This is a genomic window from Vicinamibacterales bacterium, assembly GCA_036496585.1.
Taxonomy (GTDB): domain Bacteria; phylum Acidobacteriota; class Vicinamibacteria; order Vicinamibacterales; family 2-12-FULL-66-21; genus JAICSD01.
This window is the reverse complement of the sequence record DASXLB010000040.1, coordinates 1-12,809: the sequence shown is the minus strand read 5'-3', so window position 1 is coordinate 12,809 and position 12,809 is coordinate 1. Positions and strand designations below refer to the sequence as shown.

Here is a 12,809-nt window from a genome sequence, read left to right as displayed (position 1 = left end):
CGCGGCCTTACTTCGTCTTGAACTCGCGCTCGGCGAACTCGAGGAACACCGGCCAGTTCGGTGCGTCGGTGTGCGGACCGGCGTGCTGGCGGAACGACAAGTCGCCGTCCATCAGCCCGGTCTCCATCTTCGGAAACTCCGTCGTGCCGAGCCCCTTCCTGCCGAGCAGCCGGTAGACAGGGTCCGCGCCGACGCCGGCCAGGAACGTGCCCCTCGCGTCGACCCACGCGTCCATAATGTTGACCGGCTGGGTCGCGCAGGGGCCGCGATTCGGCTGACAGTGCGAATCATCGGCGGCCATCAGCTGATAGCTGCCGTCGGGGCCGGTGAGCGGACCGCTGCCGGCGCTCAGGAACAGCGGACGCGGCGCCACCATCGCGATGAGCTCGTGCGCATCGACGGGCAGCTGATCCCAGCGGCCGCCGTAGTTCATGAAGTTGCCGGCCATCCAGTGGTACTCGTTGGTGGCGTTGAGATTCTCGATCACCTCGCCGTACTTGCGGCGGTGCAGCTTGGCTCCGCCTTCTCCCGACGAGCTGACATAGCCGATCGCGAAGCGGCTGTCGTACGCCATCGTGACGAGCGTGGCCTTGCCCCAGCGCGAATGCCCTTCGACGCCGACGTGCCCGGCATCGACGGCCTTGTCGGTTTCGAAATAGTCCATCGCTCGATCGGCGCCCCAGGCCAGCGCGCGCAGCGAGCCCCAGTCGTCCATCTTGCGCGGCTGTCCCTTGTTCATCAAGCCGATGATGCCGACGGTCAACCCGCAGCCGGCGTCGGCTTGAATGCTCGCGGTGTTGAGCATCGCGTACCCCCAGCCCTTCTGCAGCAGCTGCGCCTGCCAGTTCGGCCCGGCCGGTCCGCGCGCGCCGGCGGGCGGCGCTCCCGCGCGCCCGGCGCCCGCACCGCGCGCCGGTGTTCCGGGCGGCGGTGCGCACGGGTTCGGCGTGTCGTTGGGCGGCATCGGGTTCGGACCGCCGCCGCCGAACTGCATGACGATCGGCACCGGCCCCGTTGCATTCGCCGGCGTCACCAGTGTCATCCCGATGTTGACGGCGATCGACGGATACGACGCGTTGTCGACATGGCCGACGAGCAGCTTGGTGACCACCGGGATCTCGCTCACCGGCTGCGGCGCGACGCCAACGAAACCGGCGGTCATCGGCACGCCTTTCTCGCTGCTGACAACTTCCCACTTCACCGCCGGCATGTTCTTCGGCACGCGGCCGTACAGCTCTCGATCGAAGAGCTCCTTGATCTCTGCGCGCCGTTTCGTCCACTGCGCGGCCGTGGTGACCTTGGCGCCGTCGTTCATCACCAGCGGATCCGGCAGGGTTGGATACGGATTGGCCGTCGCTTCGTCGTAGGTCGCGGCCTGGTAGGCGTCGGGGCCTGCCGGGAATCCAGAGATCCTCAGCTCGCGCATCTGGCGGTCGTGGTCCTGCTGGCTGGTCAGCATCACGATGGACGACGACGGGGCGGCGCCGATGGCGAGCACGGCCAGTATCACGGTCCCTGGCACGATGGCGCGCGGTCTGACGGACATGGGTATCTCCTCGGCGACAGCCTACACGATTCGTCGAGCCTGTTTCAGGCCCCGGTCAGAGGGTGGCGCGCCGGGCCCGCAGCGTGCCGAGAGCGCCGGTGCGGACGCCCCCCTTCGGCGCGAAATAGAACGTCGTGAAGTGGTACGGCACGACCGCCACGCCGGTGTCGATGCGCAAGATTGCCTCTCGCGGGTCGAAGATCAGCTTGCCGACGCTGTCGCGATCGGTCGCCAGACTCCAGCCCGGTTTGTGGCTCCACATGCCCGTGCGGTCCTGGCGAAGCCAGTGATAGTCGGTGTTGGGCGCCGTCACCAGCGCGATGAGATAGTAGCCGGGCAGGTTCGCCGCGTCCGGGACGGCCTCCCCCACCAGCCGGACCAGCGGGACCAGCCGCTGCAGCTGCTGCGCGTTGCGCGTCCGGTCGTCCTGCATGACCGCGTAGCGAACCGCCCAGTCTTCCATCTGCGTGGCCTGCGCGTTGGCGAGCTGGCCGGGCTGCGGCTTCCCGAACGCCGGGTGGTTCATCGGATCGTTGCACGCATAGGCGTAGCAGTTGGTGGAAAACTGCACGACCGAGTTGTCGTTCCAACGCTGCGGCTCGTAACTCGGATTCGAGGTGGGATCGACGAGTCGGGGGACGCCGGTACCCCAGAAAGCGACGCCCTTCACGCCGATCTCGTAGCGCAGCTGCGATTCGACCGTCACGCCGCGATCGGCGAATTCCTTCGGGTCCTGGCGCTTCCAGTCGTTGAGTTTCGAGTCGACGTCGGCGAGCCCTCGCGGGGACGGCGCTTTGATGTAAGCCGCAATGGCGGCGACGAGGGCGTCGAGTCGCGCCGAGCGGTGTCTCAGGACGCCACGATTGATGCTGGCATCGAATGCGCCCTGCGTGTCGAGATAGCCCATCCGGTCGCTCCTTTTTTCAAATCGGACGGCGGGATGCTCCGATCAGGCCGTCGCCACCGGTCCGGGCTGCACGTTCTGATTGACCCGGAAGAAGTTGGCCGGATCGTACCTGGTCTTCACCTCGACCAGGCGGTCGTAGTTGTCACCGAACGCGGCCCTGATCGTCGCGTCGCTTTCCTCGCCGAGGAAATTGAGCAGATACCTGCCGCTGCCGTACACGCTCATCGCGTCCCAGAAATCGCGGGTCCACTTCACGTGGCGCTCCGAGTCGGCGACATCGGTCCACTGGGTGAGGATGCCCAGATCGTACTGTGCCTGCCGCTGCGCGAACGCGGTTTCGTGCATGCCGACGCGACTGGCCGCTCCGCCGTACTGCTCGATCAGGATTCCCGTCAGCGGCGACGAGGCCTCGTTGGCGTGGCGGACGACCACGTCGATCGCCTCGTCGCTCAGCTCGCGGAGAAACGCCGACTTCCAGTAGTTCTGATGGCCGTCGGGGACCGCCGCGTCGAACACCGTCTGCATCGCTGGAAACGGCATCGGCTGAATCGCGTCCACCATCGGCGTGCCGAACGATCGCAGCGGCGCTATCAGGCGCTCGCCTTCAGCCAGGTCGCCGCAGTAACAGGCCGCGATCGCGGCCACCGGCATGCCGTCCGGCGTGTGCAGCAGCGCCGCGTAGGCGGCCAGTTCGTCGGGCGCCGATTGCGTGAACGTTCGATAGAAGCGCAACAGATCCCTGGCGCTGTCCCGCGAATGGACGACGATTCCGCCCAGGATCATCTTGACGGGATGGAGACGGTACTCGAACGAGGTCACGACGCCGAAGTTGCCGCCGCCGCCGCGCAGCGCCCAGAAGAGATCCGGATGCTCGTCGGCGCTGACCTGCAGCACCTCGCCATCGGCGGTGACCATTTCGAACGAGATCACCTGGTCGCAGGCGAGCCCGTATTTTCTGGCGAGCCACCCGACGCCGCCGCCCAGCGTCAGGCCCGCCACGCCGGTCTTCGAGACGACGCCCATCGGCACCGTCAGGCCGAAGACGTGCGTCTCGCGATCGAGCTCGCCGAGCAGCACCCCGGGCTGCACTCGGGCCCGTCGTGCCTTCGGATCGACGTGGATGCCCTTCATGCGCGACAGATCGATGACGAGACCGCCGTCGCAGAGTGCGCGTCCCCCCACATTGTGGCCGCCGCCTCGGATCGCCACCAGCAGACCGTGCTCACGGGCCAAGCGAACGGCCTCGATGACGTCCGCCAGCCCGGAGCAGCGCGCGATCAAGCCCGGGTACTTGTCGATCCTGGCGTTCCAGATGCGCCGCGCGGCGTCGTAGTCGCTGTCGCCTGGACGGATCACCGTGCCGCGGAACGCCGCGAGAAACGGCTCCAGCCGTTTGGCCTCAATCGCCGTTCCAGACGCGTCGACGAGTCCTTGCGCAGCCATTCGCCCTCCATCGCTGACCGGTGAGACCCGAGCATACTACTGGACCAGAACCGGCGCCGCGCGGTCCCGGCATGCGCCGCCCGAGGCCGGACTGGTCCTCGAACCGGCGGCGAAGCGGCTGATTTTCCTCGACTGTCGCGCCCGCAGGTCGAGTGGCGAGCGTCGGCGCCTTGTTTCTGAACGTCCGAGTCGTTTGGCTATATGCTCCAGCTCGCTTGCGAACTGAACCGCATGCGCCTGAGTGGCCGTCAGGTCCGCACTTCGCCAAACCGATCTGTCTTTCCGGAGGGAACGATGCACGTAGAGTCGAGCGGTAGGCGACGCATCTCTTGGGTCGTTCTCTTGTGCCTCACGTGCTTCCCGACACTGCAGGCTCAACAGAGCTCGGGAGGCGTCGCGACTCCGGTGCCTCGAGTCATGTGGTTCAGCGGCGCCTTCCACCCCGCCGATGGGCTGCCCGCGGCATCGGTCGAAACGGTGACCCTGGCCGTCTATCGCGAGGAACAGAACGGAGACCCGCTGTGGCAGGAGATCCACACCGTCAGCGTGGATGCCGAGGGACACTACAGCGTCCTCATGGGCTCGGCCTCGGCGGACGGCTTGCCGCCGAGTCTGTTCACGGCTGGGGAACCGCGGTGGCTCGGCGTTCGATTCACGCGCGCTGGAGAAAGCGAGTTGCCGAGGATCGCCCTGGCGAGCGTCCCGTATGCGCTCAAAGCGGCAGATGCCGACACCCTGGGCGGCAAACCGGCGTCTGCGTACCTGCTCGCGGACGTCGCCTCCTCAGCGTCGGCGGCCGCCGGCAAGGGTTCTCAAGCGACGACCGCGTTCAGCGGCGTGACGGCATTCAACAGCGGCACGGCCGGCTGGATCGGCAAGTTCGCCGATACCACGGAGCTGAACAACTCCGCGTTGTTCCAGAGCGGCAGCTCGATCGGCTTGGGGACGCTGGCGCCCCAGGACGTGCTGCACGTGGCGTTCAACGACGGGTCGGGGGGAATCACGGGCTACGCGGTGCAAAACACCAACGCCGGAGCGAACGCCTATGCCGGCATGCTGTTTTACGACCAGAACGGCGCGCTGGGCCAGTTCCAGGGCTTCAACAATGCGACGCATGAATATCGCATCAACAACATCGCCTCCGGCGGCACGATCAACTTCATGATCGGCAGCAGCTCGAAGTTGCAGGTGGCCAACAACGGTAGCGTGACGTTCACGGGCCTGCGCACGCAAGCCTCCCAGAACGGTCCTTCGTTCCTCAGCGCGAACGTGATCGGTGGCTCCACGGCCAATGCCATTGCGGCAGGCATCACGGGCATCGTCATCGCCGGCGGCGGCGCGACCAACGGGTTCCCCCAAACGATCAACGCCTCGTATTCGTCCATTCTCGGCGGTTACAGCAATACGGTCACCGTCAACGGTTCGCAATCAACGATTGGCGGCGGCGTCGCCAATATGGCGAGTGCTTCCAGTGTCACGATCGGCGGCGGACAATCGAACACCGCAAGCAGCAGCAATGCCACGGTCGGCGGCGGGATTGGGAACACGGCTTCAGGAATCTTTGCGACTGTCCCGGGTGGAAACACGAATACGGCGGCGGGCTCGACCTCCTTCGCCGCGGGCAACCGCGCCAAAGCCCTGAACAACGGTTCGTTCGTCTGGGGCGATTCCACCAACGCCGACGTCAGCTCGACCGCCAACGACCAGATGACGATTCGTGCAAACGGCGGCGTCGTCGTGAACACCGCCAGCAATGTGGCGCTGAACGCCAGCACCGGCGTGACCCTGAGCGTCAATGCCACCAATGCGGTGTCGGTGCCGGTCGGCACGATCTACAAAGACAACACCGTCGTCGCGTGGGGTCGCGTGTCGAGCAACTCGCTGACCGACGCCTTCAATATCGCGTCGTTCACGCGCAACAGCGCCGGCAACTACACCATCGTCATGAACACGTCGTTCAGCGGTACGGCGCTGGTTCCCGTGGTCTCCGTTTCGTATGTCGGCGGGCAGCCCACGACGGCTGCGACGATGCGCTTCGCCTCGACGAATCAGCTCTTGTCCAACACCACGTTCAACGTCTTCATCAATAGCGGAACGTTTGCCGCCGCCGACGCCGACTTTACGTTCATCGTGACCGGGCGCTGAGTCCGCGGTCGTCCCATGGGAGGTACACACAGCGCTCGTGCGCGCTGCTGTCGAAGCTCGAACCGCTAGATCGCGCGCATGCGATTGTTGCGCGGGTTGTGCTCGACGTCGGCCATGCCGAGCGCTTCCATCAGCGGCGGCACATACATACCGAAACGCCCGCGCAGTCCCTTCTTCCTGCCGTACCAGCCGCGCACCGGGTTCTTCGGTGAACGTCCCCACGCCTCGACGCTGCCGGGCTTGGCGGGTTTCTGTTCGTCGGCGGAGCCAAGCTCCATCCAGTCGCCGTGTGCCGTGAGCATCGCCTGGAGGTCCTTCAGGCAGCGGTATTCGTAGTGCAGGACCGTCTTGCCCACGGTACAGACCAGCATGTCGAAGCCGCCAATGGTGTCGCGATGCATGGTGAACTCGGACGTCAGTGGCGGCGTCTTCAGGACCCATGGATCCGTCACAGAGCCCGTGCCCTTGGCCATCACTTCTCTCCCCGCACCAGCTCGGCGATGGCCTTGCGACCCTGCTCGCGCCGAATCGCGCCGATCCCGCCGATGTGATACGCCTCGTGCCAGGCGAGAAACAGGACCGTATCCACGATCCGTTTTTCATCGTGCAATCCGGCTCCCGGCATCGGCGCCTCGAGACGATCAGACGAGGCGAGCGCGGTGCAGAGTTCGCCGTTCAGCGTCGCGAACGTCCCGGCCAGGTCGGCCAGCGGCGGATAGCCCGCGCCGTCGGTTGCCGCGGCATGCTCGAAGGTCGAGGCAAAGGCATTGTCCCGCGACTGGCCCAGTAGCTGCAGCACCTTGATCTTGTAGTGGCACAGGTGCCCGATGGTCCAGGCAATCGATGGCCCGGCGCCGCCGCGCGACCGGCGCCTGGCGTCCTCGTTCGACAAATCGCCGATGCCGGTCGCCAGGATGCCGTTCGAGAGTCCGTAAAGAGAGATGATTGGGCGAGCGAGTGGCTCCATGAACTCCTCCATAGGTGAGCGTCACCAGCACGACGATCGGCGGCGGCGAAACGATGCGGCTGGCACGCCGGATCCTTTCGTGCCGGTGAATCGTCTCTGGAGCTGACATGGATTTCGAAGCGCTGGCCAAGGCGCGAGCTGAATTCGACGCACTGGTTGCTGACGTGCGGCCGCAGCTCCTGCGGTACTGCGCACGCATGACTGGGTCGGCCGTGGACGGCGAGGACATCGTCCAGGAAGCGCTGGCCAAGGTCTATTTCCGTCTGCCGCAGCTCGGGCACGTGGAAAACCTGCGCGCCTGGCTGTTCCGGGTGGCGCACAACAAGGCGCTCGATTACTTGCGGCGCTACGACGTCCGCTTCTCCGAAGCGCTGGACGGTGAACTGCCGGCGCAGGTGGAAGATTCGCCCCTCGCCGCCGCCGAGATGGCGGAGTGGGGGCTGTCTCACTTCGTTCGGCTGACCGCGCTGCAGCGCAGCTGCGTGATTCTGAAAGACGTGCTGTCGTACCGCCTCGAGGAGATTTCGGAGATCCTCGATGCCAGCGTCCCTTCGATCAAGGGCGCGCTGCATCGAGGCCGTGCGAGCCTGCGCCGCCAGGCGTCGGCGGACTCGCCACCAGCGCCGGCGTTGCCGCAGGAGCAGGCCGCTCTTCTCGAGCGCTACGTCGCGTTCTTCAACGCACGCGACTTCGACGCCCTGCGCGCGATGCTCGCAGAGGACGTCCGTCTCGAGCTCGTCGGGATGACGGAGAAGAGCGGCGCCGCCGACGTCGGCGGCTACTTCACGAATTACGAGCGGGCCGCCGGCATGCGGCTGGCCACCGGTGTGGTGGACGGTCGCCCGGCGCTCCTCGCGCGCGAACAACCAGACGCGCGCCCCGTCTATTGTCTGTTCCTCCGCTTCCGCGGCGAACGGATTCAGTTCATTCGAGACTATCGCTATGCGCGCTACGTCTTCGACGAGGCGCAGTGGAGATGATCGGAAGCGCAGGCACGGTAGATTCGTGATCCGGAACGCGTCTCGCGCCTCGACAGGAACGCCCACTGCGGAAGGTTGACGGATCAGACGGGCGTCAGATGGAACCAGCGCGGCGGCCGCCGACCTCGCGCGAACGGCGATGTCAGCCGCTGGCAGCGCGGCGCAAAACCGCGTAGGCTCAGCAGATGACCGAGCCAGACACTCGCAACGCTGATCTCTTCGCGGGAACCGCCGTCGCCTCGTGGAAACAGAATCTCGAACGCCTCGACGGACTCTTTGCGGCCGCGAGCGACGACGAGCTGCAGAAGGAAGTGGCGCCAGGGAAGAACCGCCTGTTCTATCTGCTGGGACATCTGGTCGCCGTGCACGACCGCATGCTGCCGCTGCTCCGGCTGGGCGCGCGCCTGCATCCCGAACTCGACGAGCCGTTCTTGATCAAGGCGGACCGGGCAGTGTCCGACCCCGTGACACCGGCGTCGTTGCGCGCCGCGTGGACCGAGGTGAACACCGCACTCACCACTGCGATGGAGGCGCTGCCTGGCGCAGGGTGGCTCGAGAGACACGACGCTGTATCGCCCGAGGACTTTGACAAGGATCCGCTGCGCAATCGCCTCGCCGTGCTGCTGTCACGCAGCGCGCACGTGCAGTTCCACACGGGTCAGATCCGTCTCGTCGCCAAGTCGGCGTGATCGCCTAGCGGAGCGCGACGGCGCGAGACGCCTTCCGTTGGTTGGCGATTCCAGTCGTGTGGAATCAACACGCTTGATGATAGAGGGTCTACTCGGAACGGAGCGCCTCGGTCGGGTGAATACGCGTAATCCGCCTGGCCGGGAGGTAGCTGGCCAACGTGGTGGCGGCAAGCAGGCCGGCCGCCACGACCGCATAGGTCAGCGGATCGATCGGCTTGACCTCGAAGAGCAGCGCCGACATCAGTTGTGACAGCGGAGCGGCGGCGGCCAGCCCGGCCGCGGCGCCGATGCCTCCCCACAGCAGCCCGCTGCGGACGAACATCAGCTTGAGGCTCACTTCCCGGGCGCCGAGCGCCAGACGAATGCCGATCTCGCGCATTCGCTGCGACACGGTGTAGGCGATCACCGCGTAGATGCCAACGGCGGCGAGCAGCAACGCCATGCCGCCGCTCAGCGCGAGCAGCGTCAACGTGAAAGCGGTCCGCGCCATCGACTTGTCGTAGACCTCCTGCATGGTCTGCGTGCCGGTGACCGGCAGGCTGCCGCTCACCGCGGCCACGGCGCGGCGGATCTCCGTCGCGTAGCTGTCGGTGCCGGCGCGGGGCCCGCGGAGCATGAAGGTCATCGATCGGTTGCCCCGCTGCGGCCAGTAGACCGTCGAGGGAGCCGGCCGCTCCGCGCCGTCGTGGCGAATATCCGTGACCACGCCGATCACCTCGCTCCAGTCGTGGTCCGGGTTCTCGCGGATGCGCTTGCCGATCGCCGCCGCCGCCGACCCCCAGTACTCACGCGCGAAGTTCTCGCTGATCAAAACCACGTGGCGGCCCTGGTGAAGGTCGGTCCAGTCGAATTCGCGCCCGGCGGCGAGCGGTGTGCCCATCACTTGGAACGTGCCAGGGGCCGTCCGGATGAAGCGGCGCAGCGGCGGGATGGCGCTGGCGGTGTAGGCGTGGTCGCTGGCGAAGATCGGGTCCTGCGACATGAAACCGGTCATCGGCAGCCCGTTGATCATGCCCACCCCGGATGTGCCCGGGAGGGCGGCCAGACGATCGATCAGGGTCTGCTGCAGGATCAGCAGCTTGGCGTCGCCCGGAGCGGCGGCGTCGGGAATGGTGATACGCAGCGTCTGCAGCGTGCCGAAATTGCTGAACCCCGGCTGAACTCGGCGCATCGACTGGAAGGTGCGGATCATCAGGCCCGAGCCAATGAGGAGCACGAGAGCCAGGGCCACCTGGATGATGGTGAGGGTGTTGCGGGTGATGTTGCGGTCGCGGCCTGCGCTCGCGTTGCGGCCGCCCGAGCGCAGCGCTTCGGCCAGACCGATGCGACCGCGCTTGAGCACTGGAATCGCTCCGAAGGCGAGGCCGGCGATGACGGAGAGGACCACCGTGAAGAGCACCGAGGTGCCACCGATCGCGATCAGATCGAAGCGCGGCATCCGGGCCGGCGAGAGGCTCAGCACCAGCTTGATCGCGCCGGCGGCCAATGCCAGGCCGGCGGCGCCGCCGAGGACGGCGAGGAGCAGGCTCTCGACCAGCATTTCCCGGGCCAGGCGGCCGCGCCCGGCGCCGATGGCGGCGCGGACGGCAAGCTCCTGAGCCCGCCCCTCCGTCCGGACGAGCATCAGATTGGCGACGTTGGCGCAGGCGATCAGCAGGACGATCCCGATCGTCGCCATGAGCACCCAGAGGGTCTTCCCGAGGTCGCCGACCAGATCGTCGATCAGCGGGCGGGCGTTAGGGCCGAGCCGCGCGTCTTCCAGCATCTTCAGACTCATGCCCGGCGGCGGCGGGAACTTGGCGAACGCGACGCGGATCATCCTGGCGATGTCGGCGTTCAAGGCGTCAAGGGTGACGCCGGGACGCAGCCGGCCGATGCCCTGGAAGTTGTAGCCCGCGAGGTGGACCTTGGCGCGGTCGATGCGCACCGGCACCACGAGATCGTGGCGCGCATCCATGAGCCAGAAGTGCTGCGGCAGGACGCCGATGATCTCGAGCGGCGTGCCATCGAGCGTGAGCCGACGCCCGACGGCGCCCGGATCGCCGCCGAACCGCCGCTGCCAGTAGCCGTAGCCGAGCATGACCACCGGGGGACTGCCCTCCTGGTCGTCGCGCTCGGTGAACGCGCGGCCGAGGATCGGTTGGACCCCCAGCATGGGGAGGAGCTGATGGGTGGCCATGATCGCGTCCACCCGCTCCGGTTCGGCGACGCCGGTCACCGTGTAGGCGTTGCGGTTCCAGATGGCGACGTCGGCCAGCGTCTTTGATTCTTCCCGGTAGGTGAGGTAGTCGGCGATCGACGCGTTCAGGCTGTCGATATTGACCCCGGGTGCGGTCTGCCAGAGGCCGACCAGGCGGTCGGGCTCGGGGTAGGGCAGCGGCTCGAGGAGAACGGTGTTGACGACGCTGAAGATGGCGGTGTTGGCCCCGATCCCCAGTGCCAGCATGAGCAGGGTGACCAGTGTGAAGACCGGGGTGCGGGTCAGGCGGCGGGCAGCGTAGCGCAGATCGCGCATCAGATCGAACATCGGTTTCCCTTAGCTGGATCTCTACGCGCTCGCGCGGGTTTGGTTCACCGGTGCGGTAGCGCCCGGCCTGTTCACAATCCTTGACCTTGCGCGTTGCGCTGATGACCCGTTCTCTGCCTACCAGGCGTCGCCGTACTCGCCGAGGGATGCCTCTACAGTCACCTCGTCGTCGGCCGCGTCTAGGTATTGATGTCCGGCTGTCGCCTTGCGAGAACGTCTAGCCTCTCCGCTATCTCCTGCCACCCATCGGCTGAGCGCTGCCAAGAAACGTCGAGGCCTTCAATCGATGCGCCCGGGTCCCGCTCCGTACGGTCCGCGACGATGCGAACTGCGTGACGGATCGCGACAAATGGCAATCGGCTTCGGGCAAGCCAGGAGGGTCGCGGTGGCTGCCTGTCATCTTGTCCGGTTGACCATGATCAAATATTCTCGGCAAATGATCGCCGGCGACGGGGTCGACGACCGCTAAAGAGTGCCTAGACTCGCACTCCATGCGTTTTGTTCGCTTCGTTCCAACATTGGGGATCAAAAGCAGCGGTTGCAACAGCCGTTCTTTCCGGACGGGATTCGCTTCGACGGAACAACGCTCCGTGGAACCGGCACAACCCTGCCGATCTTGAACTACTTGAATCCGATTTCGGATGCTGAAAAAAGATTGGTGGACCAAACGGGTGCCAGTTGGAACCAGCTCGTCGGCTGGTTGCGGCTGATCGCGGGCCTTCGGGCAGCCTCGTAGCGCCGAGCCTCTTCGTAACGCTACTCGCCGCCCCTCTTCATCCACTCTGGTTGCTTGAACGTCGCGTCCGGGACTTCATCAGGGAGCGGGAACCCTCGTCGCTCCATCTCCTCGACGCAGACGTTGAGGCTGTCCTCGGTTCTGAAGCTGACGTGAATTACGCCGTGGTGATCCATCTGCAGTAGATGTTTGCCGTGATCCGGCACAACGTACAGGTCTTCGCCGACAGACCAACCGAAGATCGTCGTGCTAAACAGCAACGTCAGGAGGCTGTTGTATTCGTCTCGCGGATACTCAACAACCGCATTTGTGCCTAGCGGCAATCCGAGTCCATGTAGGATTCGAAGTTCGACGACGTCGTTGATTCGTTCGGGGACGGCAGACTGCGGCCAGCTTCCGAGGTGTCTCCACGCGTAGCAAGCCTGCCAGTCGCCCATGCATTCAAGCAACGAGGCGATGAAGTACGGCCGCCGTTCAGGGCGGATCGGCACTTCCCAAAACCGATCGTGCTCGGAGTCAGGACGAAACGTCAGCACGGCCGACCGCGGATAACGAGCGTCGATCTGGAACCCAGAACGCTCGGCCCACGCGATAAATTCATCTTCCGGATGTGTTCTCATTGAGTTCGACTGGGTTCTTCGTGCTGACGTCCCGCGTACTTGCGAGTCACACTGCATCCCGACAAGCGCCCCCGGGTCTGATGTACTGTTGAAGAAACCGAGCACTCATTGTATGGGAGCAGTCTAATGGCGCCACGCCGCTCGGCACAACCGCCGCAGCCACCGGAGATTCGGCAGTTTAGAACGGTCGCAGAGATCGAAACGACGATCACCAAATTGAAACGTCGTGTTGCCGACGTCGAAAGACTT

Annotated in this window: 10 protein-coding genes; 3 read left to right on the top strand and 7 right to left on the bottom strand. The window is 65.7% G+C overall.

All coding sequences use genetic code 11. The annotated features are described in order from the left end of the window. Positions 1–7: 7 nt before the first annotated feature. The 3 genes from VGI12_13075 to VGI12_13065 are packed head-to-tail and all read right to left on the bottom strand — an operon-like array spanning position 8 to position 3,896. Entirely contained in the window at positions 8–1,546 is a 1,539-nt protein-coding gene (locus VGI12_13075) for a hypothetical protein (GenBank protein HEY2433601.1), read from the bottom strand. Between the two features lie 55 nt (positions 1,547–1,601). Next, the gene (locus VGI12_13070) at positions 1,602–2,453 is read right to left on the bottom strand and encodes a hypothetical protein (GenBank protein HEY2433600.1); all 852 of its coding nucleotides are present in this window, start codon (positions 2,451–2,453) and stop codon (positions 1,602–1,604) included. A gap of 42 nt (positions 2,454–2,495) precedes the next feature. Beyond that, the gene (locus tag VGI12_13065) at positions 2,496–3,896 is read right to left on the bottom strand and encodes an FAD-binding oxidoreductase (protein HEY2433599.1); all 1,401 of its coding nucleotides are present in this window, start codon (positions 3,894–3,896) and stop codon (positions 2,496–2,498) included. A gap of 405 nt (positions 3,897–4,301) precedes the next feature. Between VGI12_13065 and VGI12_13060 the strand changes: the two genes are divergently transcribed. Next, entirely contained in the window at positions 4,302–6,041 is a 1,740-nt protein-coding gene (locus VGI12_13060; GenBank protein HEY2433598.1) for a hypothetical protein, read from the top strand. Between the two features lie 65 nt (positions 6,042–6,106). On the opposite strand, the gene VGI12_13055 is transcribed toward VGI12_13060, so the two are convergent. Both VGI12_13055 and VGI12_13050 read right to left on the bottom strand, forming a co-directional pair. Continuing rightward, on the bottom strand, positions 6,107–6,514 hold the full coding sequence (locus VGI12_13055) for a hypothetical protein (GenBank protein HEY2433597.1): 408 nt from the start codon (positions 6,512–6,514) through the stop codon (positions 6,107–6,109). After that, positions 6,514–7,008 (bottom strand): DinB family protein, encoded by a 495-nt coding sequence (locus tag VGI12_13050; protein HEY2433596.1) that lies wholly within the window; start codon positions 7,006–7,008, stop codon positions 6,514–6,516. Before VGI12_13050 ends, VGI12_13055 begins: the two co-directional genes overlap by 1 nt. 107 nt (positions 7,009–7,115) lie before the next feature. Between VGI12_13050 and VGI12_13045 the strand changes: the two genes are divergently transcribed. Both VGI12_13045 and VGI12_13040 read left to right on the top strand, forming a co-directional pair. Further along, positions 7,116–7,988, top strand: a complete 873-nt coding sequence (locus tag VGI12_13045; GenBank protein HEY2433595.1) for a sigma-70 family RNA polymerase sigma factor — start codon at positions 7,116–7,118, stop codon at positions 7,986–7,988. Between the two features lie 185 nt (positions 7,989–8,173). Next, positions 8,174–8,677 (top strand): DinB family protein, encoded by a 504-nt coding sequence (locus tag VGI12_13040; GenBank protein HEY2433594.1) that lies wholly within the window; start codon positions 8,174–8,176, stop codon positions 8,675–8,677. An 88-nt stretch (positions 8,678–8,765) separates the two neighbouring features. Here the strand turns inward: VGI12_13040 and VGI12_13035 are convergent, their stop codons facing one another. Together VGI12_13035 and VGI12_13030 are read right to left on the bottom strand one after the other, a co-directional pair. Then, complete coding sequence (locus tag VGI12_13035; protein ID HEY2433593.1) at positions 8,766–11,204, bottom strand: ABC transporter permease; 2,439 nt, start codon at positions 11,202–11,204, stop codon at positions 8,766–8,768. 756 nt (positions 11,205–11,960) lie between these two features. Next, positions 11,961–12,560: a hypothetical protein gene (locus VGI12_13030; GenBank protein HEY2433592.1), complete on the bottom strand. Its 600-nt coding sequence runs from the start codon at positions 12,558–12,560 to the stop codon at positions 11,961–11,963. Positions 12,561–12,809: the final 249 nt, after the last annotated feature.

Bases quoted from the DNA above. Each gene is read 5' to 3' on its own strand.
- VGI12_13035 (HEY2433593.1), bottom strand. From the start codon at position 11,204: ATGTTCGATCTGATGCGCGATCTGCGCTACGCTGCCCGCCGCCTGACC.
- VGI12_13045 (HEY2433595.1), top strand. From the start codon at position 7,116: ATGGATTTCGAAGCGCTGGCCAAGGCGCGAGCTGAATTCGACGCACTG.
- VGI12_13030 (HEY2433592.1), bottom strand. From the start codon at position 12,560: ATGAGAACACATCCGGAAGATGAATTTATCGCGTGGGCCGAGCGTTCT.
- VGI12_13055 (HEY2433597.1), bottom strand. From the start codon at position 6,514: ATGGCCAAGGGCACGGGCTCTGTGACGGATCCATGGGTCCTGAAGACG.
- VGI12_13075 (HEY2433601.1), bottom strand. From the start codon at position 1,546: ATGTCCGTCAGACCGCGCGCCATCGTGCCAGGGACCGTGATACTGGCC.
- VGI12_13065 (HEY2433599.1), bottom strand. From the start codon at position 3,896: ATGGCTGCGCAAGGACTCGTCGACGCGTCTGGAACGGCGATTGAGGCC.
- VGI12_13050 (HEY2433596.1), bottom strand. From the start codon at position 7,008: ATGGAGCCACTCGCTCGCCCAATCATCTCTCTTTACGGACTCTCGAAC.
- VGI12_13070 (HEY2433600.1), bottom strand. From the start codon at position 2,453: ATGGGCTATCTCGACACGCAGGGCGCATTCGATGCCAGCATCAATCGT.
- VGI12_13040 (HEY2433594.1), top strand. From the start codon at position 8,174: ATGACCGAGCCAGACACTCGCAACGCTGATCTCTTCGCGGGAACCGCC.